This window comes from Paenibacillus sp. FSL M7-0656 (genome assembly GCF_038003225.1).
GTDB classification, from domain to species: Bacteria; Bacillota; Bacilli; order Paenibacillales; family Paenibacillaceae; genus Paenibacillus; species Paenibacillus amylolyticus.
The window spans coordinates 4,094,603-4,121,111 of record NZ_JBBOOT010000001.1 but is presented as its reverse complement, the minus strand read 5'-3'; the positions used below and the strand labels follow the sequence as shown (position 1 = coordinate 4,121,111).

Below are 26,509 nucleotides of genomic sequence, written 5' to 3'. Positions count from 1 at the left end.
TCGGTTTTGAGAGCTCAAACTCTCAAAACAGCTTGCTTTTGCATGGAGCTTGTTCTTTGAAAACTAGATATCGAAACGAAACAAACGCGAATTAGAACATTCCTTTAAGCTGAACTTGTGCAAACAAGTCAAGTGTATAAAGGTAGTTAAATTGCTTTTGTGAGGGTATCGGGTGAGAGCGACTTTTGGCTTTGCGCAAGCAAAACAAGGGAAGCGAGCGACCGAAACCGGAACAAAATGGTTAAGCTACTAAGAGCACACGGAGGATGCCTAGGCGCTAGGAGCCGATGAAGGACGTGGCGAACAACGAAACTGCCTCGGGGAGCTGTAAGCAAGCTTTGATCCGGGGGTGTCCGAATGGGGAAACCCAGCTGGGGTAATTTCCAGTTACTCACAACTGAATACATAGGTTGTGTAGAGGCATACCAGGGGAACTGAAACATCTAAGTACCCTGAGGAAGAGAAAACAATAGTGATTCCGTCAGTAGCGGCGAGCGAACGCGGAGAAGCCCAAACCAAAGAGCTTGCTCTTTGGGGTTGTGGGACGTCTCACATGGAGTTACAAAGGAACCGGTTAAGCGAAGAGGTCTGGAAAGGCCCGCCAAAGAAGGTAAAAGCCCTGTAGTTGAAAGTCTGTTCCCTCCGAGACGGATCCCGAGTAGTGCGGGGCACGTGAAACCCCGTATGAATCCGGCAGGACCATCTGCCAAGGCTAAATACTTCCTAGCGACCGATAGTGAAGCAGTACCGTGAGGGAAAGGTGAAAAGCACCCCGGAAGGGGAGTGAAATAGAACCTGAAACCGTGTGCTTACAAAAAGTCAGAGCCCGTTTTAGGGGTGATGGCGTGCCTTTTGTAGAATGAACCGGCGAGTTACGTTCCCGTGCAAGGTTAAGGTGAAGAGCCGGAGCCGCAGCGAAAGCGAGTCTGAATAGGGCGAATGAGTACGTGGACGTAGACCCGAAACCGGGTGATCTACCCCTGTCCAGGGTGAAGGTGCGGTAACACGCACTGGAGGCCCGAACCCACGCATGTTGAAAAATGCGGGGATGAGGTGGGGGTAGCGGAGAAATTCCAATCGAACTCGGAGATAGCTGGTTCTCCCCGAAATAGCTTTAGGGCTAGCCTCGGAAAACAGAGTCGTGGAGGTAGAGCACTGATTGGGTGCGGGGCCCGCAAGGGTTACCAAGCTCAGTCAAACTCCGAATGCCATAGACTTACTTCCGGGAGTCAGACAGTGAGTGCTAAGATCCATTGTCAAAAGGGAAACAGCCCAGACCATCAGCTAAGGTCCCCAAGTGTGTGTTAAGTGGGAAAGGATGTGGAGTTGCACAGACAACCAGGATGTTGGCTTAGAAGCAGCCATCATTGAAAGAGTGCGTAATAGCTCACTGGTCGAGTGACTCTGCGCCGAAAATGTAACGGGGCTAAACACACCACCGAAGCTATGGCTTGATGCTTTGCATCAGGGGTAGGGGAGCGTTGTATAAGGGTTGAAGGTGTACCGTAAGGAGCGCTGGACATTATACAAGTGAGAATGCCGGTATGAGTAACGAAAAGATCAGTGAGAATCTGATCCGCCGAAAGCCTAAGGGTTCCTGAGGAAGGCTCGTCCGCTCAGGGTAAGTCGGGACCTAAGGCGAGGCCGAAAGGCGTAGTCGAAGGACAACAGGTCGAAATTCCTGTACCACCGTAAGCCGTTATGAGCAATGGGGGGACGCAGTAGGGTAGTGACGCGGACTGATGGATGTCCGTCTAAGCAGTAAGGCTGATGTGTAGGCAAATCCGCACATTGTAAGGCTGAGCTGTGATGGGGAGCGAAAATTATAGTAGCGAAGGTCATGATCTCACACTGCCAAGAAAAGCCTCTAGCCAGGTGATGGTGCCCGTACCGCAAACCGACACAGGTAGGCGAGAAGAGTATTCTAAGGCGCGCGGAAGAACTCTCGTTAAGGAACTCGGCAAAATGACCCCGTAACTTCGGGAGAAGGGGTGCCCCGGTAGTGTGAATAGCACGAGGGGGCCGCAGTGAAAAGGCCCAAGCGACTGTTTAGCAAAAACACAGGTCTGTGCGAAGCCGTAAGGCGAAGTATACGGGCTGACGCCTGCCCGGTGCTGGAAGGTTAAGGGGAGTGGTTAGGAGCAATCCGAAGCTGTGAACCGAAGCCCCAGTAAACGGCGGCCGTAACTATAACGGTCCTAAGGTAGCGAAATTCCTTGTCAGGTAAATTCTGACCCGCACGAATGGCGTAACGACTTGGGCGCTGTCTCAACGAGAGATCCGGTGAAATTTTAATACCTGTGAAGATGCAGGTTACCCGCGACAAGACGGAAAGACCCCATGGAGCTTTACTGCAGCTTGATATTGAATTTGGGTACGATCTGTACAGGATAGGTGGGAGCCTTTGAAGTGTGAGCGCCAGCTTGTGTGGAGGCAACGTTGGGATACCACCCTGATCGTATCTAGGTTCTAACCTGGTACCGTAATCCGGTGCGGGGACAGTGTCAGGTGGGCAGTTTGACTGGGGCGGTCGCCTCCTAAAGAGTAACGGAGGCGCCCAAAGGTTCCCTCAGAATGGTTGGAAATCATTCGAAGAGTGCAAAGGCATAAGGGAGCTTGACTGCGAGACCTACAAGTCGAGCAGGGACGAAAGTCGGGCTTAGTGATCCGGTGGTACCGCATGGAAGGGCCATCGCTCAACGGATAAAAGCTACCCTGGGGATAACAGGCTTATCTCCCCCAAGAGTCCACATCGACGGGGAGGTTTGGCACCTCGATGTCGGCTCATCGCATCCTGGGGCTGAAGTAGGTCCCAAGGGTTGGGCTGTTCGCCCATTAAAGCGGTACGCGAGCTGGGTTCAGAACGTCGTGAGACAGTTCGGTCCCTATCTGTCGTGGGCGTAGGAAATTTGAGAGGAGCTGTCCTTAGTACGAGAGGACCGGGATGGACGTACCGCTGGTGTACCAGTTGTTCCGCCAGGAGCACCGCTGGGTAGCTATGTACGGACGGGATAAACGCTGAAAGCATCTAAGCGTGAAGCCCCCCTCAAGATGAGATTTCCCAGTATGTAAGACCCCTTGAAGACGACGAGGTAGATAGGCTGGGGGTGGAAGTGCAGCAATGCATGGAGCTGACCAGTACTAATCGGTCGAGGGCTTATCCAATAGCAAGTTGTAATTCGCATGTTTCGTTTCGAATCTAGTTTTCAGAGAACAACAACTCTGAAATGTAAGCTACGCGTTTGGTGGCGATGGCGGAGGGGTTCCACACGTACCCATCCCGAACACGACCGTTAAGCCCTCTAGCGCCGATGGTACTTGGACCGCAGGGTCCTGGGAGAGTAGGACGCCGCCAAGCAAAGAACCACTGCCGATGTTATTCGGTGGTGGTTTTTATTATATAGTTTTATTATGCAGTATGGGATTAAAATACAGATTGAATTTGTTAATTTATCAGCACAATAGGATGTATACATGTAACGTTATTCGATACGAATTGACGTTTTTTTGCGTAATAACTAGACTTGTCCTCTCTGGAAAAACAGTTGTGTTCATCAGGCAATACACCTGATATAACCAAGTACTTTTCCTTGACAGTCTAAATATCGCTTTGCTAAGATGGCAATAATAAATTTTTCAGAAAACGTATTTTCGGCGTAAAATACAGCCTGGAATCTTCGGGTTTTGGACCGTAAAGCTGAGCAAACATAAGGAGGAACACTTGCGTGTGGGAAGATAAATTTGGTAAGGAAGGCCTCACCTTTGATGATGTATTGCTAGTGCCACGGAAATCCGAGACACTGCCTAAAGAAGTAGATGTATCTATTCGTTTGAGTGATACTGTAAAGCTAAATATTCCTTTGATCAGTGCGGGTATGGATACAGTAACTGAAGCGACATTGGCTATTGCCATTGCACGTGAAGGCGGTATCGGTATTATTCATAAAAATATGTCGGTTGAACAACAGGCAGAAGAAGTAGATCGTGTTAAGCGTTCGGAGAGTGGTGTTATTACAAACCCGTTCTCACTGACGGCAGATCATCTGGTATCTGATGCGGAAGCAGTAATGGCGAAATATCGGATCTCCGGTGTACCTATTATTGAAGGAGATCAGAAGCTGGTTGGTATTTTGACCAACCGCGATTTGCGTTTTATTCATGATTACGGCATTAAAATTAGCGAAGTCATGACTCATGAGAATCTGGTTACCGCTCCTGTTGGCACTACACTGCAAGAAGCTGAAGGTATCCTTCAGAAGCACAAGATTGAGAAACTTCCATTAGTTGATGAGACAAACACGTTGAAAGGTCTTATCACGATTAAAGATATTGAGAAAGCCATTCAATTCCCTCATGCAGCCAAAGATGCTCAAGGACGTTTGTTGGTTGGTGCAGCGATTGGTATTTCCAAAGATACATTTGAACGTGCTGATGCTTTGGTACAAGCTGGTGTCGACCTGATTACGGTAGACTCGGCTCACGGACACCACATCAATATCATTGAAGCTGTACGTCAGCTTCGTGAACGTTTCCCTAGTCTGACCATCGTTGCAGGTAACGTCGCTACTGGCGCTGCCACTCGTGACCTGATCGAAGCAGGGGCTTCGGTAGTCAAAGTCGGTATTGGTCCAGGCTCGATTTGTACAACACGTGTTATCGCTGGTATTGGTGTACCTCAAGTAACTGCAGTGTACGATTGTGCTACAGTGGCACGCGAATATGGAGTTCCCATTATCGCGGATGGCGGAATTAAATATTCTGGTGAAATTACAAAGGCACTGGCTGCAGGCGCACACGCGGTGATGCTGGGAAGTTTGTTTGCCGGCACAGCAGAAAGCCCGGGAGAAACTGAAATCTTCCAAGGACGTAGCTACAAAGTATACCGCGGTATGGGTTCAATGGCTGCAATGAAACAAGGTAGTAAAGATCGTTACTTCCAAGATGATGACAAGAAACTGGTTCCGGAAGGAATCGAAGGTCGTGTCGCTTACAAAGGACCATTGTCTGATACGATCCACCAACTGATTGGTGGTCTGCGTTCGGGTATGGGATACTGTGGTACAAGTAACTTGGAGCAACTTCGTAACGATACAGGCTTTATCCGAATTACAGGTGCGGGACTGCGCGAAAGTCATCCGCATGATGTACAGATTACAAAAGAAGCACCTAACTACTCGTTGTAATCTGAAGAGAGTTAATCATTTCCAGGACAGGCTCGGTGATTTTCACCGGGTCTGTCTTTTTTTGCAGATATCCCTGTGATAGAATAGAACAAGCGGTGACGATCCATGGGTGGATTAAGGCGTTGCGACGGCTTTTTGACGTGAATCTATGAATATGGTTTTGAAAAGCAAATGCAGTGCCAGAAAAGGCTGCCAGGTAAACAGAAGCGCGGACGTCCTTTTACATAAGCATTTGCAAAATGCGGACTAAGTGACAATCGATAACGAACTTTAGGAGCAATAATATTGCTCGTTCGATACAGCGCATATAGCACACATCTCATACATCAAACACGCAGGTTAGGGAACAAGAAAATCGCAGCATAAGCTGCACTGAAGCAATTAACAATGCTTTGGATCGAAGGGAGTATTCATCATTGAAAGCCAAACACATGAATAAAAAGAAACGCCAAATGCTCAAAAAGAGCGTAGCCTCGGTAATGCTAATTAACATGCTTTGCATGTCTGCAGTCATGCCGGTCATGGCTGCTGCGGACAACTCCAGTCAGGTTCTGACTGCTACGGCAACAACAACAAAGACGGAAAAAGCCGTAAAGGTGCCTGGGGTAGACTCACTTGGGCTTGAAGTTAGATCTGCAGTGCTTATGGAAGCCTCAACTGGACAGATTCTACTAAATGTTGATGCGGATAAAGCGATGCCACCTGCAAGTATGACCAAGATGATGACAGAGTACATTGTCGCAGAACAGGTCAAACAAGGTAAATTTGGCTGGGACGATATTGTACCTGTTAAAAAGAATGCTGCACAAAGTGTCGGATCACGTATTTTCCTGGCAGAAGGTGACGAGCACACAGTTAAGGATCTCTATATTGCTATGGCTGTTGGCTCTGCCAATGATGCTACGGTTGCTTTAGCTGAGTATGTTGCCGGTTCCGAAGAAGCTTTCGTGAAAATGATGAATGATGAAGCGAAGCGTATGGGCATGAAGGATACCTTCTTTATCAACTCTTCCGGTCTCGATCGAGCAGATATGCCTGCTGATTTCCGCCCAGCTGAAGACAAGGAAACGGTGATGTCCGCTCTGGATGCTGCAATTCTATGCCGATACATCATTATGGATCACCCAGACTACAAAGAATTCACAACGATTCAATCCTACAAGTTCCGTCCCAATGATAAAGCTCCAATTATCAATTACAACTGGATGCTGGAAGCGAATAAAAATATAACCAATTTCAAAAGCTATGCGTATGAAGGTCTGGATGGAATGAAAACAGGCCATACCACGAACGCAGGTAATAACTTTACAGGTACAGCAGAACGTAACGGTATGCGTCTAATTAGTGTTGTTATGGGCACAGATTCGGAATCCGCACGTTTCAGAGAAACTAAAAAGGTATTGGACTATGGATTTAACAACTTTGAAGTGAAACAGGCTGTTGCAGGCAAGACCAAAGTGACGGGCTGGGAAGCGGTACCTTTGAAAAAAGGGAAAGAAACAACCGTTCCTGTTGTAACAGATAATGCGGTAAGTTTTGTTGTACCCAAAGGTACTCAGAACCTGAATGTGACGTTCAAAGCCAACGTAACTGAGGCTGACAAGTTGGTAGCACCACTCAAGGCAGGTACGAAGGTTGGTACGGTAACGTACACGTATAAAGCAGAGGGAATTGAGCCACAGGAAAAAACAGTGAACTTGATCACTGCTGAAGAGGCTGAAAAAGGCGGATGGTTCCGCTTGTTCTTCCGTGCTGTGAAGGATTTCTTTGTGGATCTTTTTGACGGAATCAAAAACCTGTTCTAACCCTTAGCAAACTTTATGGAATGAGTATGATCATGATTTTAATGTCTATCTGGTCATATCATTGACAAAATACAAGTTATTCCGACCGGATGGATTGTATATTTACAATTTTTCCGGTAAAATATCAAGTTAGAATTCACGTATGATGAAGTGAAAAAGTACAATGTTCGTTTACCGTATGCAAGATCGTGGCTGGTAAGAGAAGGGGAATGAGCGTATGAAGATCGGCGTTTTAGCACTTCAAGGAGCTGTCACAGAGCATATTCGAAGTATTGAACGTGCTGGAGCAGAAGGTATAGCTATCAAACAGGTTCAGCAATTGGAGGACTTGGATGGTCTTATCCTTCCTGGCGGGGAAAGCACGACGATTGGTAAACTGATGCGCAAGTATGGGTTTATGGATGCCATTCGGGCGTTTGCTGCTGAGGGTAAACCGGTATTTGGTACCTGTGCTGGCTTGATCGTTATGGCTAAACACATTGCAGGGCAAGAAGAAGCTCATTTGGAGCTAATGGATATGACTGTATCCCGAAATGCATTTGGACGGCAGAGAGAGAGTTTTGAGACGGATTTGCCAGTCAAAGGTATTGAGGAAACGGTAAGGGCTGTGTTTATACGAGCACCCTTGATCGAGAGTGTCGGAGACCAGGTGGAGGTTCTCTCCACATACAAGGATGAGATTGTTACGGCTCGTCAGGGACATTTGTTGGCTTGCTCCTACCATCCGGAATTGACGGATGACTATCGTCTGCATACTTATTTTGTAGACATGGCCAGATCCTACAAACACACGGTAGACTCTAAATAATGCATGATGTACAACCTATGATCTCCCGGTCATCGGATCACTTCACCAGAAGCCGTGTAAGGCCACTGGTTGGCAGTTGCATCTGAACGGATGCCTGATGTTGCCTGTATCTGCTTCATAGCGGGAATCGCAGCGGAGGGTGACAAGGGGGATATAGGTTGTTTTTTGGGTTACAGGTTCCGATAAGTATATAGTAAGGTGTATACAGTAGAGTTTTGAGAATGGATTTAACATAAGGCTTCACGTTGTGAGGTTATTTAGGAGGGGTATATCGTGCTTGATGTGAAAATATTGCGGAATGAGTATGCACGTGTAGAAGAAGCATTGACTAAACGTGGCAAATCGCTGGATCTTATCGCTGGATTTACCGAGATGGATGCCAAGCGTCGGGAGTTGCTTCAAGAGAGTGAAACACTGAAGAGCCGTCGGAATACGGTCTCTGCGGAAGTTGCTAGACTGAAGAAAAATCGTGAGAATGCTGATGATCTGATTGTGGAGATGCGCGAAGTGTCTGATCGAATCAAAGCCATGGACGAGGAAGTTCGGGAACTGGAAGTGAAGATCAATGATCTCACAATGGCGATTCCGAACATTCCTAACGAAAGCGTACCTATTGGAGCTTCTGAAGACGACAATGTTGAGATTCGTCGTTGGGAAGAGCCGAAGTCATTTACTTTTGCACCAAAAGCACACTGGGAAATTGCACAGGATCTCGATATTCTTGATTTTGAAGCGGCTGCCAAAGTAACAGGTTCCCGTTTTACCTTTTATAAAGGTCTAGGCGCACGTCTGGAACGTGCATTGATTAACTTCATGATGGATCTGCACAGCGATCAACATGGATATGAAGAGATTCTGCCTCCATACATCGTTAATCGGGACAGCTTGTTTGGAACAGGTCAACTGCCTAAGTTCGAAGAAGACCTGTTCAAGTTGAAAGATACCGAATATTATCTGATCCCTACTGCTGAAGTTCCGGTAACGAACTATCATCGCGAAGAGATTCTGAATGTAGATCAATTGCCTAAGCACTTTGTGGCATACAGCTCTTGTTTCCGCTCTGAAGCCGGTTCGGCTGGACGGGATACACGCGGCTTGATTCGTCAGCATCAATTCAACAAAGTAGAGCTGCTCAAGCTCTCTACTCCGGAGACTTCGTATGAAGAGCTGGAGCAAATGACTCAAAATGCGGAGCGTGTGCTTCAATTGTTGGGCTTGCCGTATCGCGTCCTGACATTGTGCACGGCAGATATGGGCTTCACTTCAGCTAAAACGTATGATATTGAAGTGTGGTTGCCTGAGAGCGACACTTATCGTGAGATTTCTTCGTGCTCCAACTGTGAGGACTTCCAGGCACGTCGTGCCAATATCCGTTTCCGCAGAGAGCCAAAAGCCAAACCGGAATTTGTTCATACATTGAACGGGTCAGGATTGGCGGTTGGACGGACGGTAGCCGCTATCCTGGAGAACTATCAACAGGAAGATGGTACGGTTGTCATTCCTGAAGCATTACGTCCTTATATGGGCGGTGCAAGTGTGATTGCACGTCGCTCTTAAGTAAGAGTTAGCTAACCATCCTCATCAGGGGAATACAAATTCAATCCGTCATTTTGGAATGGCGGATTGGAGTGTTTTGTATAACTGAGGCAGTTGTCTGATACGGAATTATCAATTTTAATATAAAAAGGTTGCATTATAATGTCGAGATGTGGTATGATACTTTTCGTGGCAAGTTTATAAAAGTTAATTCCCTGGAGAGGTACCGAAGCGGTCATAACGGGGCGGTCTTGAAAACCGTTAGGGGGCAACTCCACGTGGGTTCGAATCCCACCCTCTCCGCCATACTACACTTATAACAAGGATTCGAGCGATAACGCTCGGGTCCTTTTTTGCGTTGTGAGTTTGTCCAGCGTAGTGAGCATACAGGTTGGTGACCGATGTATACGTTGCTCAGTACAACGTTATATTTTGAATAAGGCTAATATGTATAAAAACATCTTCATCGCCGCACTTTATAGGAGTGGAGGTGGTAAGATGAACCGCGAGTTAAACATCGATCAGACAGAGCTTGTAGGGGCTTGGCAAGAACGTTTGCCTCAAGTCCTGAATGTTGGAGACCAGGCTCAGGTAATGGCCGATGAAGCCGATCAGCAGGCGATTCGGATACACATTGCTACAGCAGGGCACGAGATGTACTCTTTTGATTTCAAATGTGCATATGTCGATTCCCGTGAAGTCAGCGTACAGCTGATTGATGTGGAACGGGATGGACGAACGACGGATGAGCGTACAGAACCGATTCAGGAACTGGCTCACGATTATACACGGCACATTCATGAATGCGCCCAGTCGTTACAATCCCAGACGAGATAATAGCCTGAAATCTGAAGGAGTGAACTCAATTGACTAAAGCCAAAGCGGGAGTAGACAAAAACCTGCAAAATGTAGTCGATGATCTGGAGCAGCCTGCCGTAAACAGTCATTATGCCCAGCAAAATCAGCAAGATATTAATGATCGCCGTCATCAGGATGCACTGAATCATGACAAAACGGAAGATAGGGACCCATCCCATTCCTAACAATGATGAGGGGGCAATAATATGAGCAAACCAAAAACAATTCCCGTACCGGAAGCGCAAGCATCCGAACAGCATCGTCATTCATCCAAACGCTCTTCCATGCAGGAACCATTATCCGGTTCCAAAAAAGTAAAAAATCAAAATCATGTGGATCATTTGAATCCTCAAGGTTAATAGAAGAAACAGATTCACGCAAAAGTCCCTTGTTACCTAACAGGGGGCTTTTGCGTATTCATACATATATAAAGACAGGCACATGGTTATTCCCAAAGCTGACATAGGTCTTTGTAGCCATTTTAAAGAGGAAAGATCACATTTTTCCCAAATTAGGTTTCGGTATCTGGTGATATGGTATATCATTGATATTGAATTACTTTTTTTTGGGGTTATCACGAGAGGAGAGAAACAAATGACTAAACGTATGGGGGCGCTTCTTCTCACGTTGCTGTTGACCGTATCTATGGCATTAACAGCATGTAGCAGCAAGCAGGAACCAAAAGAGGCATTGAAGACGGCTGCGGCCAATGCTTCCAAATTGACTTCGTATGAAATGAGTTCTAATTTCACTATTAATGAATTGAGCTATAAACCTGGGGATGCTTCACAAACTGATCCTACCATGACTCAGTTTATGAGCATGCTGAAGGATGCTCAGTTGAATGTAACAGGTGTATACCAAAGTGAGCCAATGCAGACAGAGATGACTCTTGGCATCGAGCTTAAAGGCGACATGGGTATGACCTTTAACATCCCAATGGTGATGACAGCAGAGAAACTCTATGTGAAAGTGCCGAATATTCCGTTCTTCCCGATTCCGGAGAATGTTGTTAACAAGTTCCTGGAGCTGGACCTGAAAGAACTGGCTGAGCAAGAGGGTACAGAATGGAACCCTGATGCTATGGACGCAGCCAAAACGCAAAAGCTGAGCAACGAAGTCATGGACGCAGTGCTGAGCGAGTACGATCAAGCTAAATTCTTCAAAAATCTAGACACCAAAGATGCAAAACTTCCTGAAGGTGTAGATGCGAAGCAAGTTGTACAATTCTCGGTGAATAATGACAATGTTAAAGAAGCAGTTACTGTACTGGTAACAAAAGCTATGCCTAAAGTATTGGATATTATTTCCAAAGAGGAATATCGTGAAATGCTGCAAATGGATCAGGCTGATATCGACAAAGCTAAAGAAGATCTGAAGATCACTGAAGCAGATCAGGCTGAAATGGCTAAAGACTTGGATAAATTGAAAGATGTTCTGACAATCAACCAATTCAACATCGATTTCGCATTGGACAAAAACGACTTCCCTGTATATCAAAAGATGGTCGCTGATGTGCTGATCAAGCCAGAAGGTACAAAAGACGAAGTGAAATTGGCATTTACCGGTTCCAATACGTACACTAAGATTAACGAAAAAGCAGCATTCAAAATCAACATCCCTACTGGCGATGACGTAATTACTATGCAAGAGTTCGAAGAACTGATGAACGCTTCATACGGATACTAATCTCGCTGAGTTCAAACCGTCTGTGATTCAAGTGAAGGATAATATCCTTCCGCTTGGGTACAGGCGGTTTTTTTAGTTAGACAGCGTAAGGGGGATATCCGCAAAATAATTGATTTTGAATCGTGGCTGGTGATCTATAAAAATAAAACCGCACTCTCTCCTACATAGCTAGGGTAGTGCGGTTTTATACATTAAATTTGTATATTTTAGAATTGGAATGCAGACGGTTGAGAGGATACGTTTCTTCTTAATTAGTTTGCAAGTTCGTCCAAGTCTTCAGCAAGTACAGCATAGATCTGATGATCCTGATATTTGCCGTTGATCTTGAGGTATTTGCGAGCAGTACCTTCAAACTGGAATCCGTTCTTCTCCAGTACGCGCTGTGAACCTTTGTTGGAGGGCAATACTGCAGCCTGAATCCGATTTAACTTTAGCGCACGGAAGCCATAAGCTACGGCCAGTTTAACCGCTGCTGTCATTCGTCCGCCACCCTGATAATCTGGATGGATAAAGTAACCCATATCCGCATAATTGGCAACGCCCAATACGACATTGTTGATACTTACTTGTCCAATCAACAGGCTGTCTTTAATAGTATAGATTCCAAATTGATATCCTGTACCATCTTCTGCTGCCTTGACCCGATCCTCAATCCGCCGAGTCTGAGCATCCAGTGTATAGAATTCATCGTCTCGCACGGGTTCTACAGACTGGTAGGGGACGCGTGTGACCTGAATCAGGTCCAAATAGGACTGTGTATCTTGGGGTGTGAGCAACCGAAGGCTTATGCCATTGGCTGTATCATAGAGTGTTAGTGCCATTACAGCACACTTCCTTTCTAATTGGGATGTTTGTAGTCGGTGACTACTTTAACTTTTGGCGCAGACTTCTGAAAAATTGAGTTAGCATCGTGGAGCATTCAGGTTGGAGAATATCCGCAATAACCTCGGTGCGATGGTTAAAACGCGGCTCCTGTAACAGGTTCATCAGTGTACCTGCACAGCCTGCCTTGGGATCAGCCGTACCATAGATTACGCGGGGGACCCTGGATTGTACAATTGCACCTGCACACATTGGACAAGGTTCCAATGTGACGTACAGAGAACAATCCAACAAACGCCAAGCTCCGATGGTCTCGCTGGCCTGACGAATAGCCACCATCTCTGCATGGGCGGTGGAATCCAGTGTAGTTTCACGCAGATTGTATCCCCGACCAATAATTTGGTTATTTTGTACGATTACAGCTCCAATCGGCACTTCCCCAAGAGCTTCAGCCTTGTAGGCCTCGGCAATGGCCTCTCGCATCCAGTGCTCATGTTGAGCCTCTTCAGATAAATTCCCAAGATCGGGCTGGGGAGAATGGTCATTCATAACTATATAACTCCTTCCAAAATCGTTTATTCAGCGAACAAATATTCGGGTTGTTAACATGTTGTGTATAGAATTGTGGATAACCGTGTAGTTGCTCACATAGTTATAAACAAACTATCCACAAGCCTGTGGGTATGTGGATAAATATAGTGATTAATTTCATTGTAGAGTTCGAAAATGCAAAAAACAACGAATTTCGAGCTTTTCAGTCATTCGGTAACTTTTGGACACAGGTCAATTATCCTTTTCAAAAAGACATACAAGCGTTATGATGGAGATAGGTTTTGCCATATATCGCCAGAGGGTACAAGCCGAGAGGTGAACAAAAAAACTTGTCTATTAAAACGAAATTATCCATGATTATGTCGTGCTCAGTGCTCGTTATTTTAGTGTTGAATATCGCACTGAGTTATTATACTACAGAAGAGAATCTGAGGCAGGACAGTGAAACCAAGATGGTGCTCACTGCAAAGCAGATTGCAATTGCTGTCGAACAGAATCAATACAGTTCGGATTATGTAAAACGGCAGATTGGAAACAATCTGTGGCTTGCTGCTGTCATGGCAGCGGAAGAATTGGACCCGGATATTAATAATATCACAAATGAAGAACTTGTACGCTTGAGCCAAAAGGTCGGCGTCTCACATATTTCGTTAATGGAACAGACGGATGATGACATCGTTGTTAACCGCTCCTCAGATCCGAGAGAAATCGGGCTGTCCACCAAATCCATGACTTATTGGTATCAGGCCTTTAAGCAATTATTTGAAAAACAACAGGTGACGATTCCCCAAGGACAGAAGTTGGAGCATTTCTGGTCAGATGGATTCGAATATTCGACATCCAGTCCTTCGGATATTGATATCTGGGGTTACTACCATGATGGAAAGAGAAACTACATAATCAATCCCTTCTATAATAATACGGAAGTTGATGACTATGTGAAAATCTCTAGTCCGGATGAGATTTTAAATAAAATTCGTGAGGTCAATCCCTCCATTCTGGAGATTACAGGCATCAATCCGTTGACTTTTGGCAGCCCGAACATGGGTGATGACGGAAGAGATTCGAACTTTAGCAAGTTGAATAACAGACCGATTCGTTTTGGTACATACCAGTATGGTTCTACGGATGAGGATCATCGTGCTGTGGTGCGCGCCATTCGAACAGGGCAAAATGTATCTTTTGTCAGTGAAACGCACGAACAGAAGGTACTGAAGAGTTTTATTCCCATTTTCACACCCAATCAGTCTTCCTATGTGATCAGTATTGTCATGGACTATAAGCAAATATCCTCCATGGTATCTGAGCAGTTGGTGAGCCATGCCTCCATATCGTTGGTTTTGCTGGAGATTGTGATCTTTGGCAGCTATTTGCTCGCAGGGTATATTACACGTCCGATCCAATCCATACTGGGCAAAGTGAATGATGTAGCGGATGGGCACTTTGATTTCCGTCTGAAAGTACGGAGGAAGGATGAACTTGGCCAACTGGCCAATCGTATTAATGCCATGATACGTAATCTGGGCCATTATACGAGTCGTCTGAAACAGATGTATGAAGAGAATCGGGCGGTGAAAGAACATCTGGAGTCCATTATCAATCAGACAGCGGACGCCATTCACATTACGGATCTTGAAGGAAAAGTGCTGCGGGTTAACCGCGCATTTGAACAATTATATGGCTTTCGAAGTCGTGAGGTGGAAGGTCGTAATCTGAAGATCATCCCGCCAGAGGCAGAAGAAGAAATGAAACGTCAGCATGCCCAACTCGTTGAGGGGATGTCCATTACGTCCAACGAAACCACCTGGATGAAGAAAGACGGAACCCGAGTAGAGGTCAGTGTCAGTACGGCTCCGGTACGAGACGAGGCTGGAGAGATTACCGCGCTCATTAGTGTCTCCAGGGACATTACAAGCCGTAATCGGATGGAAGAGCTGCTGAGACGTTCTGAGAAGCTAACAACCGTGGGCCAGCTTGCAGCAGGTGTGGCACATGAGATTCGTAATCCACTGACCACGCTGCGCGGATTCCTGCAGTTACAGCAAGAGAGCAACAAGCTGAATCATCGTCATCTGGATCTGATGTTATCGGAGCTGGATCGAATCAACCTTATTGTTGGTGAATTTTTGATTCTGGCGAAACCGCAGGCGGTTCATTTTCAGAATCGGGATATTCGTTTTATTCTTGGCGATGTCATCTCGTTACTGGATAGTCAGGCGCATCTGCATGGTGTAGAATTTGTACTGCGTGCCTCATCCGATTCGGCTATGGTACACTGTGAAGAGAACCAATTGAAGCAGGTATTCATCAATTTGCTGAAAAATGGTATGGAGGCCATGCCAAATGGAGGAAACATCCATATCAAGCTCAAGCATGACGAGCAATCGAAACGCGTCAGAATTGAGATCAGGGATGAAGGGATCGGTATCCCGGAAGAGATGATGCCCAAGCTTGGGGAGCCTTTCTTTACGAATAAAGAGTCTGGAACAGGGCTTGGCCTGATGGTCAGTCAGCGCATTATTCAATCACATAAGGGCATGATGGATATTAAAAGCGTCATGAACAAGGGAACAACGGTTATTATTGAACTGCCTGCATCCGAGCAACAACCGGAAGTTATTGAGGTAGATCAGGTAACAGATGACACATTTACAGATGAAGAGAAATAGATGAGGTGAGATTACCTTTTGCGTATTAATAAATTTATTAGTGAAACAGGTTATTGCTCCCGGCGTGAAGCCGACAAGTTGGTGGATAGTGGTCAGGTAACCATTAATGGAGTTAAGGCTGAACTGGGCAGTCAGGCAGAAGAAGGCGACGATGTACGAATCAATGGCAAGCCAATCAAGGAAAAGAGAAAACACGTATATATCGCGCTGAATAAACCGATCGGGATCACAAGTACAACCGAGCAGCATATTCAGGGCAATATCGTTGATTTTGTCGGGCACGATGAACGTATCTTTCCTATTGGACGTCTGGATAAGGACTCGGAAGGTTTGATCCTGATGACCAATGATGGTGATATCGTTAACCGGATTCTTAGATCAGAAGGGCGCCATGAGAAAGAGTATATCGTTACTGTTGATCGATCTGTAACCCCGAGTTTCCTTAGAGGTATGAGCACTGGGGTGAAGATCCTGGGTGAAATGACCCTGCCTTGTACAGTGACCCGGATGACGGATCGAGTATTCCGTATCATCCTGACTGAAGGAAAGAACCGTCAGATTCGGCGGATGTGTAGTGCCTTTGGTTACGAGGTTCGTAAGTTGAAGCGTATTCGGATCATGAACATCCATCTTGGAGAAATGGCGACAGGTTCATGGAGGGAGCTTACCCCTGCTGAAAAAGCGGAGCTGGGCGGTCTGTTAGACTATTCACTGGAATAGTTGATTCGAGTTCGACTAATTTAACCGATTAAAGCTCTGCTTTCCGAAAAGGAGCGCAGGGCTTTTTTTCGGAAAGCAGAGTTAATGAAGACTAGTCAATAATACCGAATAGTAAGGAAATATGTAGATGAACCAGGCATAAGCCTTATAAAACCAAAAAGACCGTTCTCCTTGTACCTGGAGAACGGTCTTTGGTTAATGAATCGCTGCAGGCCTCTAGTTTCCTCCGCCAACGGCTTTTACATTTGTATTGTTACTTTGATACTTCCGAATGATAGATACCTCTACACGGCGATTCTGTGCCCGTCCCGTATTGGTGTCATTGCTGGCAATTGGGTGATACTCTCCATAACCACTTGGTGTGAATTTGGAAGGGTCCAATTGCGAGTTCAGCAACAGGATTTTCAGGAAGTTGAGCGCACGATCTGCGCTTAGATCCCAGTTATCCTTATATTGGTTGTTCGAAATGGGAATATTATCGGTATGACCGGATACAACCACTTCATATTCAGGGAACTCCTGCAGCATGCTTGAGATTGCTTTGGCCAAGGATCGTGATTCAGGCTTCACATCTGCTCGGCCTGAGGAGAACAGGGCGTTATCACTGATGGTGATCTTCAATTCAGACTGATTCAGTTTGGTGTTCAGCTGGTCCGAGAGCCCGTTCTTCGAGATATATTTGTCGAGCCGCTCTTTGAGTTTCTCCAGGTCTTCTTGTTCTTTCTTAGCCATCTGTGCATCTGTAATCTGAGCTGGTGTTTTCTTGGTGATTTCTGTAGGTTCCTGTTTGTTCTTACCCAAGTCAGCACCTGGCGTATCCGGATTCATGGACGAATGGTCCAGAATCCCGGAACCTCCATTTAATGCACTGTTTAGTGCGGAAGCCATCTGCTCGAACTTAGCTGCATCGATTGAACTCATACCGAACAATACAATAAACAGAGCGAGCAACAAGGTCATCAAGTCGGAATAGGGAAGCAACCAGCTCTCGTCTATATGCTCTTCATGTGGTTCGTGCTTCTTAGCCTTTTTCACCTGGTGATCCCTCCTTCTCTTCCAGTTGTTTACGTTCGGAAGGTGTCAGGAATACGGATAACTTTTGGTTGATGGCGATGGTGGAGACACCGGATTGTATAGATAACAGTCCTTCAACCATCATCAGCTTGATCTCCATTTCTTGCTTGGACATCCGTTTCAGCTTGTTAGACATCGGGTGCCATAACACGTAACCACTAAATATACCAAGGAGTGTTGCGATAAATGCTGCCGCAATCGCATGGGAGAGTTTCTCCATGTCACTGAGATCGGCAAGTGCTGCGATGAGACCTACAACGGCCCCGAGAACCCCGAGCGTTGGTGCGTACATCCCCGCCTGAGCGAAGATCAAGGCACTGCCACGGTGGCGCTCCTCTGTAGCATGAATATCTTCCATGAGCACATCACTTACAAATTCCTGATCGTTGCCGTCTATAATCATACGCATACCGCCACGAAGGAACTGATCGTCAATCTCTTCTACTTTTGATTCCAGTGCAAGCAAACCTTCACGACGGGTAGTGGAAGCCCAATCCATAAATGTGCCGATCAGGGATACGCGATCAATAAGTACTTGATTTTTGAAAACAATCCCGAAAAGCTTAGGGATTTTTTTAACTTCAGACATCGGAAATGCGATAAAGATGGTTCCTGCTGTACCAACAAAGATAATAATGTAGGCTGCGGGATTGTTAACCAGGTTGATTAAGGGCGCACCCTTCAAGAACATACCAAATACAAGGGAGACCAGCCCCAAAATTAGTCCAATAATCGTTGAAATGTTCATCATACACCTCATCCATGAGATAAAATTGAATCCTTTCAAGCGGCTGTGTTCGGGCTTCCGGACGAATTTTTGGCCGCAATCCGTTCAATGTTAGGCATTCCTTACGGTTGCTAAAACAGTTAAAACGGTCATATATGTATTTATCGACCAGAAGGCCTTTTTTTTTAAGGGCTATTTTCAGGTATAATAAGATCAAATCCGCTCCTTAGGGGCCGAATAGGAGTGAAAAGCCAATGGGCGTAAAGCATGGACGGGATTATGAAGGAATTTTGACAGATCTGACAACGGCAATCGGACGCATACCGGATCGGTATGTTTTCTTTGAAATGGACGCGGAAGAGTGGGAGAGACTGGCTGCATCTGACCAACTTGAAGTGGATGAGGCGTTGGCGGAGGATCTGTTCTATGCGCTGGGCGAGGAGTCCGTTATTCCGGTTGGAAGTGGCGTGGTCATCCACGATAAGGAACAGCACCGCATTCATATTTTGATCGGGGAAGAAGAGTTGACATTTGTACCTTTAATTTAGTGTGTTTACTTGCATCTTTAGGGGTGTAAATGGAATTGGAATTCCCCTCAAAGCCTTATGGTTATTGGTTCTATGCCATGTAGTTGATTGGATTTTGAAGCTTGTCCGTGGTAAGATGTTAGTCGTGAAATGGGCCAACCGCATGGCGGTGAGCCTGGCCTTTGAGGTTGCTGTTGATAGCGCCGAAGGTGTCGGTGGTTATACGGACGCATGTCTGTAATGTACCATCCTATGGGGAGGAAGATAACGCATGGTTTTTTCGCAAGAGGAAGTCGAAGCTCATCTGGGAAGGCTGGAAGGCTGGGAACTGGAAGAGGGACGGTGGATTGTACGTAAATTCGTGTTCTCCAACTACATGAAAGGGATTGCATTTGTGGATGAGGTCGCTGCGATCTCGGAAGCATTCAATCATCATCCTTTTATTACAATTGATTATACAACGGTTACGCTGCGTCTCACGTCATGGGATGCGGGTGGTATTACATCTGTAGATATCAAGGAAGCAGGGCAATATAACGAAGCTTATGACAAAATGAGGTCGCAATAACGAGGTCGGTTATTATCGCGCGGCCAGAAGTGAGTGAACCATACATGTCAGACTATAATCAGAAACAACCTCTTATTGCTGTCGTAGGCAGTCTCAATATGGATCTTGTGGTGAAGACAGACACGATTCCGGAAGAGGGAGAGACGGTGAGCGGTGAGGAGCTACATTATCTCGCTGGTGGCAAAGGGGCCAACCAGGCTGTTGCCGCTGCGCGTCTGGGTGGACAGACTACGATGATTGGTGCGGTGGGATCGGACGGTTTTGGCGAACGTCTGCTGCACAGTCTGACGGAAAGTGGTGCAGATGCCTCGCAGGTTCGCATATTGGAAGACACGGTTACAGGGACGGCTTCCATCTGGCTCTCTCGGGGAGACAACCGGATTATCGTTATTCCTGGTGCGAATGGGCAAGTGGTGCCTGAGATGCTGGAAGAGGCGGATACGGTAAAAAGCCTGACTGCAGCCGCAGCGGTGCTGCTGCAGCTGGAGATCCCGCTGCCAGCGGTTACCCGCGCCGCCCAACTGGCGGCTGAAGGCAGCGCACTGGTGGTGCTCAACCCGGCTCCCGCGGTGCCGGGTCTGCCGCAGGAGCTCCTGCGGTGCGTCGACGTTGTCACGCCAAACCGCAGTGAGCTTGCCGTGCTTACCGGCCGGGATCATCTCCGGCCGGAAGACCTGGATGCGGCGGTCGCAGAGCTCGCCGCATCCCTCGGGGCCGCTGTCGTCACGACGCTCGGCCCCGAGGGGGCTGTGTACGCGGCGGCGCCTGGTGGCCGCGTACAAGCAGGGCGTGCCGGGGCGTGCCGTTCGCCCGGCTACGCCGTAAGCGCCGTCGATACGACCGGCGCTGGCGATTGCTTCAACGGCGCGCTGGCGGTAGCCCTCGCGCGCGGTGAGACTTTGGACGCGGCCGTAGGCTTCGCCATGGGTGCGGCGGCGTTATCCGTGACAAAGCTCGGCGCCCAGTCCGGGATGCCGTCCGCACGTGAAGTTGAGGCCTTTCTGGCTGAGCATGCCGCAGAGGCTTAATAATTGATATAACAAAGAGGCTCTTATTCTCCCAAAAGGGGACTAAGCGCCTCTTTGTTATGCGTGTGCAGAGATTATTTCTTCTCTGACAGCCACATGGCGATATTTGCAATCTCTTCGTCCTGCAGTTTGCCCTTGAAGGAAGGCATGCCACCTTTACCTTTGACAATCGTAGAATAGATCTTCTCCAGATCATCCTGGCTGCCGATGTTTGCCAGAGCAGGTCCTACGCCACCTTGAAGCTGATCCCCGTGACAGGAGATACAATTGGCTTTGACCAGTGCTTCAGCTTGTCCGGCATCCAATGTTACTTCCGGCATGGTTGGCTTGGCTTCTTCAGCCACTTCTTCTTTCCCTGGAAGCGTAAACATTAAAACAATAGCTAAAGCGCATGCTGCAAAAAATACTCCGCTCATGATCCATTTGTGCATCCCTTATGTCCCCTCCAGAATGAAAGATCATCTAACCTGAAACTATCCATATCATTATAACGGAACCTGTACTGACATCATAGCATTTTGTGGGAATTTTTTGAACTAATCACATAACAAGGGGCAAATTTGGTTGTTTTGCAATGGATTCTAACCGCGAGGCCCTTCATAAACCATACAGTGAAAGGGCTTCAAGCCGCTTGGGGTCTGTCGTTCGTATGTATCCTGGGTGACAAATCCACTCTTCAGATAGACTTGAATGGCACGAGCATTCCAAGTGAGTACTTCCAGATCAATCTCATTCGTGGGATTTCGGCGAATAGCTTCCTGTACAATGGCAGTGACAAAAGCTGTCCCTTGACCCTGACCACACAGCTCTGGATGCATGCCAAGGCCAATCCGGGTTACCCCTTGAAGTGGGAAGTATTGAGCAAACCCACATATACGATCGTTCTGATCCAGGACGATCGCATATTGCTCCTGCCGCAGCTGTGCATCTCCGAATTCCACTTCCAGAGCCTTCATCTGCTCCCAGGGGAGCCAGCTGTAGATATTGTAAGGCGGATCATACTGCCAACTGCAGATAAGCTCCGCATGTTCTTCTCGCATGGGTACAACGTGAAACGTCACAGGGGTTTCCTTCATACACCTGCATGCTCCTTTCCTTGAAACAGAACTCTTTGTCCACTCTACAAAAGAGATGTTCATTTAGCAAGTCTTCCTTCCCAAGAAAAAAAATGAAACAAAAGTTCCGGTAATTTCGTTTATATTATAACGGGATGGGTAAAAACATCATAAGGGCACGGACGAACGAACGCAAAATGAACCTGTTGATGTCGCAGGATATACCCCGAGTAACTTGCAACATGAATAAGGATTGAAGCACAAAAAAACCGCCGGATACATTCCTGCGGAGAATGTACCGGGCGGTTCTGTTATGCTTCTTGCTTCGTTCCAGTATGGTTAATGGTTACAGCATCATGTTGCTCAGCTTGTCCCTAGTCAAGGGCCAGTGATTCATATGCGTCCGTGCTCATAATCCGTTTCGCGCCAACATAACGATTGGCCCAATAGTTTTCACTCAATGCACTGATCGTAACACCTTTGGATGAAGAGGAGTGTGCGAACTTTCCATCCCCTACAAAGATTCCTACATGAGATACGCCTTTACCTGTTGTATTAAAGAACACCAGATCGCCAGCTCTCATTTCCATGCGGGATACGGAATCGCCCATGTCGAATTGGGAACTGGATTGGCGTGCCAAATCAATACCCAACTTGTCGAATACATACCGTGTAAATCCGGAGCAGTCAAAGCCGTTGAGCGTTGTTCCTCCACTTTGATATGTAGTTCCCATTGCTGAATCAATTACTTTGTCCATCTTTGAATCTGCGAATGCGCTACCTGCACCAAGCGATAAAGCGAATGTGATGCTAAGTACAGCTGCGGTTAATTTCTTCTTGAACAAGAGATATTCCCCTTCCAACGCCTGCGAGGTTAGCTTAAGGATTCGGTTGAAGGTCCCCTATGATCCCTCTGTAGCAAGATCAATTCACCCATAACTGGTTCCCCCGCTTCCCAGGTGCCAGGAATTTGGCTATGCTAGTTATGCACCTGCGAAATCAAGAAATGACGATTTAATTTTAAGTAGTTACAAATATGAATGTAAATATTACAAAGTTGTTACTAAAAACTCACTGCGATTATTGTAACAGAGGAGTACGGCTTTGGCAACGTTTAGCAACAAATTTAGCAAAAAAAACCTCGACCTTTGACGGGGAAAGGTTGAGGTTTGCCTATTTATAAGTACATATTAGGCCATGAGTTTAACATGTGATGGTAACAATTTTTAAACTATCTGCTCTCACCTTTGGATATTTTGGACTGCCATAATCGGAAATGGCTGCATATTTTCCACAGACTCAATAGACACCTGGCAAGTGGATACGTCTGTTGTAGTATAAGTCCGGTAAGTCCCGTTAATAACCATGAGGCTGTAGTGAATGCCCCAAAGACGAGCAGGTGTACTCCGCCCAGCAGGAGTGCAATGCCGATTACGGCGATGAGATGACGCAGTGCAATCCAGAGGGCTTTGAGGGTACCGTGAGCCCCGCCTTCTCCTTCTGGTGCCGAAACACCGAACTGCATGTAGAGTATGACATGGTGGATGATCCAACCATATACAATCCAGGCAGCAACATAAGGTATACCAGGCAAAAGTAATTGGAGGGAATGAAATCCGTCCATCAGAATTGAGTAAAGCTTCGGAATGAGCCAGTAGGCGGGCAGAAGTATCAATAATGTACGTATGGTGTGGAGCAGTAGCATCGGTTTCCACAGATTTTTGATTCCGCGGACAAAGGGGATACGCTCTTCTGTAGAATTAAAGTGCTGAAGTGAGTAGAGCAGTCCTGCCTGAATGAGGGGGCTGATCAACATGCGAACCAGCAACATGCCCCCGAGAATCCATAGATAACGATGAACCTCCGGATGGGTAGACAGGTTAAGTTGACTTTCCATTTTGAACAAAAGTGTACTCAGCTCACCGGCATCAGCATCTGGATAGCGAAGGAGCAGTGGGATGACGGCCGATTGTACCATTCGATAGAAGAAATATCCCCAAATGAGTTGATAGAGAAATAAGAGTGCGGCAATGAACATATGCTGACGGACGAGAAACCAGCCTTCACGTATTTTCGCTTTCACCGTTTCCACCTCACCATGACAGACCTCCGAATATGGCTTCTATTAGTTTGGTTACACTCATGCTCCAGCGGGACTTCGTCTGCTCATCCAGTCCGGATTTCAGGAAATTGTTCATATGGCGGTTCTCCAGCACGATCGAGTACAGGGGATCGGTCATGGCCCAGGATACGGGGGATGTGTGAGTTAATTTATACGTGATGCGATCTTCTTTGCCATTCCATTGCTTGGTGAGGATATGCCCGTCTTCAAAAGCAATGCGAACAGGAACGGCATTGTAATCACTCCCTTTTTTTGCGATCGTCACGGATGACTCGTACAATGTTTGACCGTCTTTCTGTACGGGCGTAACACGAATCTTCTCTACAGCAAAGTCAGCCATCCCGTTACTATAGACGTATTGATCAAAATAATCAGACCAGGAAGTGCGGGTCACTTGTTCCACAATTTTCTGAAAATCAGCCGAAGTGGGATGTTTGAAGCGGTACTTCTTCACATAGGTAGAGAGGATGCGTTCCATCTTTTTGGCACCGACTTGATGTTCGATACCAAGCAATACAAGTTTGCCACGTGTATAGACATTGGCTGCATACTCATTCTGTGAATCAAACTTCCAGGATTCTTGTGTTAAGGATGAAGGAGACGTAATCAGTCCCGATTGTACTGGCAGATTCGGAATCAATCCGTATTCCTGCTCCATCAGTTTGTCTTCTGCATAAGAGGTGAATCCCTCATCCAGCCAGGCTTCCTCGAATTCGTTGCTGGCAACCATGCCGTAGAAGTACTGGTGTCCGATCTCATGGACTACGGTACGTTCCAGGTCATAACCCGGAGTAGTATCATCGGCTCCAAAGGCCGTAACTAGCGTAGGGTATTCCATACCTCCAGCGCCGTTCCCCGCTTTGGGTGGAACTACGATGGATAAGGTAGCATAAGGATATGGGCCAAACCATTTGCTATAATTGGCTAGAGCGGCCTTCGCGGCGTAGAAATAACGTTCTTTCAGATCCTGATGAGCTGGGTCCAGATATAACTTGATTCGTACACCAGGCACATTGGGTGCAGAGAAGGGTTCCTCGGCGTACACAAAATCGGGTGAGGCCGCCCAGGCGAAATCATGCACATCATCGGCGTAAAATTGATAGACCTTTTCTCCATTCTTCACCACGGCTTGCTGCGTCGGAAATCCAGTAGCAGCTACTTTGTATGTTTCAGGCACCCGAATACGCACACTATATATACCGAAGTCAGCGTAAAACTCTGAATTGCCATGGTACTGGTGCAGATTCCAGCCTTCCGTTGTTCGTCCACGTCTGCCCACAGGTTCATAGGCACTTAATTTGGGAAACCATTGACCTGCCATGACAAAATGATCAGCAGTTCCCATCCGGGCAAAAATCTTCGGCAGATTCACTTCAAATCGGGTGTGGAGCGTGATGCTTTCCCCGCCTTTGACGGGTTTGGGCAAGCGTACTTTAATGAGGGTGGTGTCCTTGATATTTCCGTCATCTGGTTGCACATACTGCATCCGGTGCAGCAGAGAGAGCCCGTCCTCCGTTTTCATTTCGGTAATGTTCATGGAGCCATAACCATTGGTAGGCATGACATCACCCCGAAGCTTTCCACCGGATTCCTTCATAAAGGTGGTGTCAGCAGAAGAGAAGGCGTTGGGATACATATGAAAGTAAAGCTCGCTGACGGTTTTTTTACCTGGATGTGTCCAGGTAATCGTCTGAGTCCCTTCCAGTACATTCCCTTCGACCAGTTTTACATCCATGTGATATTCCACAACACGGTTGCTGTACACTTCGGCAGTAGGGGTCTGTACACTTTCTGGAGGTGCTGGCGTTGGGGCTATTGCCTTAGGCTTGCCCGATTCGGGGGCGAGTACTGGCAATTCGGAATGAGTTGAGCGATTATAACCCAGAGTGATCCATATCCCTCCGGCAAGTACACACAGGGCCAGGGATGCAGTGAGCCAGCTCTTGGCGCGTCGTGGAATCATCGTTAAATACCTCCCGTTGACAAGCATCTACAGCATGTATATGTTTGCAATGGGACAATTATTAGTTAAAATATTTGTATCAACCCTTGGAGGTTATAAACATGGACCAAAACGAGCAAAACGGCAAAAAACAGATTGCCTTGAATATCGTTAGTGCAAAAAGCAAGCATAAAGGCTTCGGTGCAGGCTCCATTGAGCTGAATAACCTTTCCCCGGTCATTATTGATAATGGCGAAGCCAAAATCGATATCGGTGCGATGCATGCGAAGAGCAAAGTGGAACGCAATATCAAGTTCTCAACCAATCGTGAAGATGTACCCAACGGACGCCAGGTATGGCTGGTATGGGTAGCTGTCGATCGCACGGAGGAAGGCCAACTGTATGGTGGAGCAACGGCATGTGAGATGTGGATTGATACAGAAGCAAGACGTGGATGGAAACTGCTGGCGGAACATGTGAATCGCATGGATTATGCCTTGAAGCGTCGCTTCATGTTGGATGAGCTTGGACCTGAAGCTCGAGCTGCACTTAAGACACTGCTGATCTCACACAATGAAGACTGGTGGAATGCTTCTCCAGATGTATTGAAGGAAGCACTCGCCTAAGGCAGATCTTTCAACACAGTCTAAAAGAAAAAAAGCAAAAGGCCCCTTAACCGGAAATTTCGGTTGGGGGTCTTTTGCTTGTGCTTTAATCGTATACATCGATCTGAATAATTATGAGTTTTCATCCGAAGTGAATTTCCAATTGTTCAATATAACCAGGGGATATAGGTGACGCAACTAAGTCATTGCGCATTTACG

The 26,509-nt window shown here is 46.8% G+C and carries 24 protein-coding genes, 1 tRNA gene, 2 rRNA genes and 1 riboswitch; of the genes, 18 read left to right on the top strand and 9 right to left on the bottom strand.

Annotated elements, in window-relative coordinates; all coding sequences use genetic code 11:
- Window positions 1–239: 239 nt before the first annotated feature.
- The 11 genes from MHI01_RS18290 (at window position 240) to MHI01_RS18240 (ending at window position 11,879) form a co-directional block, all read left to right on the top strand.
- Window positions 240–3,165, top strand: a 23S ribosomal RNA gene (locus MHI01_RS18290).
- 76 nt (window positions 3,166–3,241) lie between these two features.
- Window positions 3,242–3,358, top strand: a 5S ribosomal RNA gene (gene rrf / locus MHI01_RS18285).
- 367 nt (window positions 3,359–3,725) lie between these two features.
- A complete protein-coding gene (gene guaB, locus MHI01_RS18280; protein WP_036607306.1) occupies window positions 3,726–5,183 on the top strand; it encodes an IMP dehydrogenase in 1,458 nt (485 codons plus the stop codon).
- A gap of 416 nt (window positions 5,184–5,599) precedes the next feature.
- The gene (locus tag MHI01_RS18275) at window positions 5,600–6,988 is read left to right on the top strand and encodes a D-alanyl-D-alanine carboxypeptidase family protein (RefSeq protein WP_340388285.1); all 1,389 of its coding nucleotides are present in this window, start codon (window positions 5,600–5,602) and stop codon (window positions 6,986–6,988) included.
- A gap of 217 nt (window positions 6,989–7,205) precedes the next feature.
- Window positions 7,206–7,796, top strand: a complete 591-nt coding sequence (pdxT, locus tag MHI01_RS18270; RefSeq protein WP_036671585.1) for a pyridoxal 5'-phosphate synthase glutaminase subunit PdxT — start codon at window positions 7,206–7,208, stop codon at window positions 7,794–7,796.
- A 273-nt stretch (window positions 7,797–8,069) separates the two neighbouring features.
- Window positions 8,070–9,353 carry a serine--tRNA ligase gene (serS, locus tag MHI01_RS18265; RefSeq protein ID WP_076254817.1) on the top strand — a complete coding sequence of 428 codons (1,284 nt, stop codon included), beginning with the start codon at window positions 8,070–8,072 and terminating at the stop codon, window positions 9,351–9,353.
- A gap of 196 nt (window positions 9,354–9,549) precedes the next feature.
- Window positions 9,550–9,638: transfer RNA gene (locus tag MHI01_RS18260), tRNA-Ser, on the top strand.
- A 192-nt stretch (window positions 9,639–9,830) separates the two neighbouring features.
- Window positions 9,831–10,169 (top strand): hypothetical protein, encoded by a 339-nt coding sequence (locus MHI01_RS18255; RefSeq protein ID WP_036607297.1) that lies wholly within the window; start codon window positions 9,831–9,833, stop codon window positions 10,167–10,169.
- A 29-nt stretch (window positions 10,170–10,198) separates the two neighbouring features.
- Window positions 10,199–10,375 (top strand): hypothetical protein, encoded by a 177-nt coding sequence (locus MHI01_RS18250; RefSeq protein ID WP_340983792.1) that lies wholly within the window; start codon window positions 10,199–10,201, stop codon window positions 10,373–10,375.
- 21 nt (window positions 10,376–10,396) lie between these two features.
- A complete protein-coding gene (locus MHI01_RS18245; protein ID WP_036607296.1) occupies window positions 10,397–10,549 on the top strand; it encodes a small acid-soluble spore protein P in 153 nt (50 codons plus the stop codon).
- A 235-nt stretch (window positions 10,550–10,784) separates the two neighbouring features.
- The gene (locus MHI01_RS18240) at window positions 10,785–11,879 is read left to right on the top strand and encodes a hypothetical protein (protein WP_340983791.1); all 1,095 of its coding nucleotides are present in this window, start codon (window positions 10,785–10,787) and stop codon (window positions 11,877–11,879) included.
- A gap of 251 nt (window positions 11,880–12,130) precedes the next feature.
- Here MHI01_RS18240 and MHI01_RS18235 read toward each other — a convergent pair whose 3' ends face one another.
- Together MHI01_RS18235 and tadA are read right to left on the bottom strand one after the other, a co-directional pair.
- Entirely contained in the window at window positions 12,131–12,700 is a 570-nt protein-coding gene (locus MHI01_RS18235; protein WP_047841147.1) for a GNAT family N-acetyltransferase, read from the bottom strand.
- A gap of 43 nt (window positions 12,701–12,743) precedes the next feature.
- Window positions 12,744–13,250, bottom strand: a complete 507-nt coding sequence (tadA, locus tag MHI01_RS18230) for a tRNA adenosine(34) deaminase TadA (protein WP_076254823.1) — start codon at window positions 13,248–13,250, stop codon at window positions 12,744–12,746.
- A 332-nt stretch (window positions 13,251–13,582) separates the two neighbouring features.
- Here tadA and MHI01_RS18225 point away from each other — a divergent pair, with 332 nt between their 5' ends.
- Window positions 13,583–15,922, top strand: a complete 2,340-nt coding sequence (locus MHI01_RS18225; protein ID WP_340983789.1) for an ATP-binding protein — start codon at window positions 13,583–13,585, stop codon at window positions 15,920–15,922.
- Window positions 15,923–15,940: 18 nt separating this feature from the next.
- On the top strand, window positions 15,941–16,642 hold the full coding sequence (gene rluF / locus MHI01_RS18220) for a 23S rRNA pseudouridine(2604) synthase RluF (RefSeq protein ID WP_036607293.1): 702 nt from the start codon (window positions 15,941–15,943) through the stop codon (window positions 16,640–16,642).
- 216 nt (window positions 16,643–16,858) lie between these two features.
- Here the strand turns inward: rluF and motB are convergent, their stop codons facing one another.
- Window positions 16,859–17,677 carry a flagellar motor protein MotB gene (gene motB / locus MHI01_RS18215; RefSeq protein WP_036607292.1) on the bottom strand — a complete coding sequence of 273 codons (819 nt, stop codon included), beginning with the start codon at window positions 17,675–17,677 and terminating at the stop codon, window positions 16,859–16,861.
- Complete coding sequence (gene motA / locus MHI01_RS18210) at window positions 17,664–18,464, bottom strand: flagellar motor stator protein MotA (RefSeq protein ID WP_036607291.1); 801 nt, start codon at window positions 18,462–18,464, stop codon at window positions 17,664–17,666. The genes motB and motA overlap by 14 nt, the downstream gene beginning before the upstream one ends.
- 233 nt (window positions 18,465–18,697) lie before the next feature.
- Here motA and MHI01_RS18205 point away from each other — a divergent pair, with 233 nt between their 5' ends.
- The 4 genes from MHI01_RS18205 (at window position 18,698) to rbsK (ending at window position 20,566) form a co-directional block, all read left to right on the top strand.
- The gene (locus tag MHI01_RS18205) at window positions 18,698–18,991 is read left to right on the top strand and encodes a hypothetical protein (RefSeq protein ID WP_074092938.1); all 294 of its coding nucleotides are present in this window, start codon (window positions 18,698–18,700) and stop codon (window positions 18,989–18,991) included.
- Window positions 18,992–19,055: 64 nt separating this feature from the next.
- Window positions 19,056–19,211: a hypothetical protein gene (locus MHI01_RS18200; protein ID WP_155985029.1), complete on the top strand. Its 156-nt coding sequence runs from the start codon at window positions 19,056–19,058 to the stop codon at window positions 19,209–19,211.
- Between the two features lie 30 nt (window positions 19,212–19,241).
- Window positions 19,242–19,538 (top strand): 4a-hydroxytetrahydrobiopterin dehydratase, encoded by a 297-nt coding sequence (locus MHI01_RS18195; RefSeq protein WP_017691315.1) that lies wholly within the window; start codon window positions 19,242–19,244, stop codon window positions 19,536–19,538.
- Window positions 19,539–19,582: 44 nt separating this feature from the next.
- Complete coding sequence (gene rbsK / locus MHI01_RS18190; RefSeq protein ID WP_340983787.1) at window positions 19,583–20,566, top strand: ribokinase; 984 nt, start codon at window positions 19,583–19,585, stop codon at window positions 20,564–20,566.
- 74 nt (window positions 20,567–20,640) lie between these two features.
- Here rbsK and MHI01_RS18185 read toward each other — a convergent pair whose 3' ends face one another.
- The 5 genes from MHI01_RS18185 to MHI01_RS18165 all read right to left on the bottom strand — a co-directional run bounded on the left by MHI01_RS18185 (window position 20,641) and on the right by MHI01_RS18165 (window position 25,706).
- Complete coding sequence (locus MHI01_RS18185) at window positions 20,641–20,997, bottom strand: c-type cytochrome (protein ID WP_036607288.1); 357 nt, start codon at window positions 20,995–20,997, stop codon at window positions 20,641–20,643.
- Window positions 20,998–21,147: 150 nt separating this feature from the next.
- Complete coding sequence (locus tag MHI01_RS18180; protein WP_036607287.1) at window positions 21,148–21,642, bottom strand: GNAT family N-acetyltransferase; 495 nt, start codon at window positions 21,640–21,642, stop codon at window positions 21,148–21,150.
- A gap of 353 nt (window positions 21,643–21,995) precedes the next feature.
- Window positions 21,996–22,466: a C40 family peptidase gene (locus MHI01_RS18175; RefSeq protein WP_017691311.1), complete on the bottom strand. Its 471-nt coding sequence runs from the start codon at window positions 22,464–22,466 to the stop codon at window positions 21,996–21,998.
- A 3-nt stretch (window positions 22,467–22,469) separates the two neighbouring features.
- Window positions 22,470–22,607, bottom strand: a riboswitch (cyclic di-AMP (ydaO/yuaA leader).
- 245 nt (window positions 22,608–22,852) lie between these two features.
- Window positions 22,853–23,704, bottom strand: coding sequence for a hypothetical protein (locus MHI01_RS18170; protein ID WP_036607309.1), 852 nt, complete (start codon window positions 23,702–23,704; stop codon window positions 22,853–22,855).
- Between the two features lie 10 nt (window positions 23,705–23,714).
- Complete coding sequence (locus tag MHI01_RS18165; RefSeq protein ID WP_340983786.1) at window positions 23,715–25,706, bottom strand: M1 family metallopeptidase; 1,992 nt, start codon at window positions 25,704–25,706, stop codon at window positions 23,715–23,717.
- Between the two features lie 101 nt (window positions 25,707–25,807).
- Here MHI01_RS18165 and MHI01_RS18160 point away from each other — a divergent pair, with 101 nt between their 5' ends.
- Window positions 25,808–26,311 carry a YwhD family protein gene (locus MHI01_RS18160; RefSeq protein WP_017691308.1) on the top strand — a complete coding sequence of 168 codons (504 nt, stop codon included), beginning with the start codon at window positions 25,808–25,810 and terminating at the stop codon, window positions 26,309–26,311.
- Window positions 26,312–26,509: the final 198 nt, after the last annotated feature.

Coding starts and splice junctions, on each gene's coding strand:
- pdxT (WP_036671585.1), top strand. CDS start 7,206: ATGAAGATCGGCGTTTTAGCACTTCAAGGAGCTGTCACAGAGCATATT.
- MHI01_RS18255 (WP_036607297.1), top strand. CDS start 9,831: ATGAACCGCGAGTTAAACATCGATCAGACAGAGCTTGTAGGGGCTTGG.
- MHI01_RS18245 (WP_036607296.1), top strand. CDS start 10,397: ATGAGCAAACCAAAAACAATTCCCGTACCGGAAGCGCAAGCATCCGAA.
- MHI01_RS18240 (WP_340983791.1), top strand. CDS start 10,785: ATGACTAAACGTATGGGGGCGCTTCTTCTCACGTTGCTGTTGACCGTA.
- MHI01_RS18235 (WP_047841147.1), bottom strand. CDS start 12,700: ATGGCACTAACACTCTATGATACAGCCAATGGCATAAGCCTTCGGTTG.
- tadA (WP_076254823.1), bottom strand. CDS start 13,250: ATGAATGACCATTCTCCCCAGCCCGATCTTGGGAATTTATCTGAAGAG.
- motA (WP_036607291.1), bottom strand. CDS start 18,464: ATGAACATTTCAACGATTATTGGACTAATTTTGGGGCTGGTCTCCCTT.
- MHI01_RS18205 (WP_074092938.1), top strand. CDS start 18,698: ATGGGCGTAAAGCATGGACGGGATTATGAAGGAATTTTGACAGATCTG.
- MHI01_RS18195 (WP_017691315.1), top strand. CDS start 19,242: ATGGTTTTTTCGCAAGAGGAAGTCGAAGCTCATCTGGGAAGGCTGGAA.
- rbsK (WP_340983787.1), top strand. CDS start 19,583: ATGTCAGACTATAATCAGAAACAACCTCTTATTGCTGTCGTAGGCAGT.
- MHI01_RS18185 (WP_036607288.1), bottom strand. CDS start 20,997: ATGCACAAATGGATCATGAGCGGAGTATTTTTTGCAGCATGCGCTTTA.
- MHI01_RS18180 (WP_036607287.1), bottom strand. CDS start 21,642: ATGAAGGAAACCCCTGTGACGTTTCACGTTGTACCCATGCGAGAAGAA.
- MHI01_RS18165 (WP_340983786.1), bottom strand. CDS start 25,706: ATGATTCCACGACGCGCCAAGAGCTGGCTCACTGCATCCCTGGCCCTG.
- MHI01_RS18160 (WP_017691308.1), top strand. CDS start 25,808: ATGGACCAAAACGAGCAAAACGGCAAAAAACAGATTGCCTTGAATATC.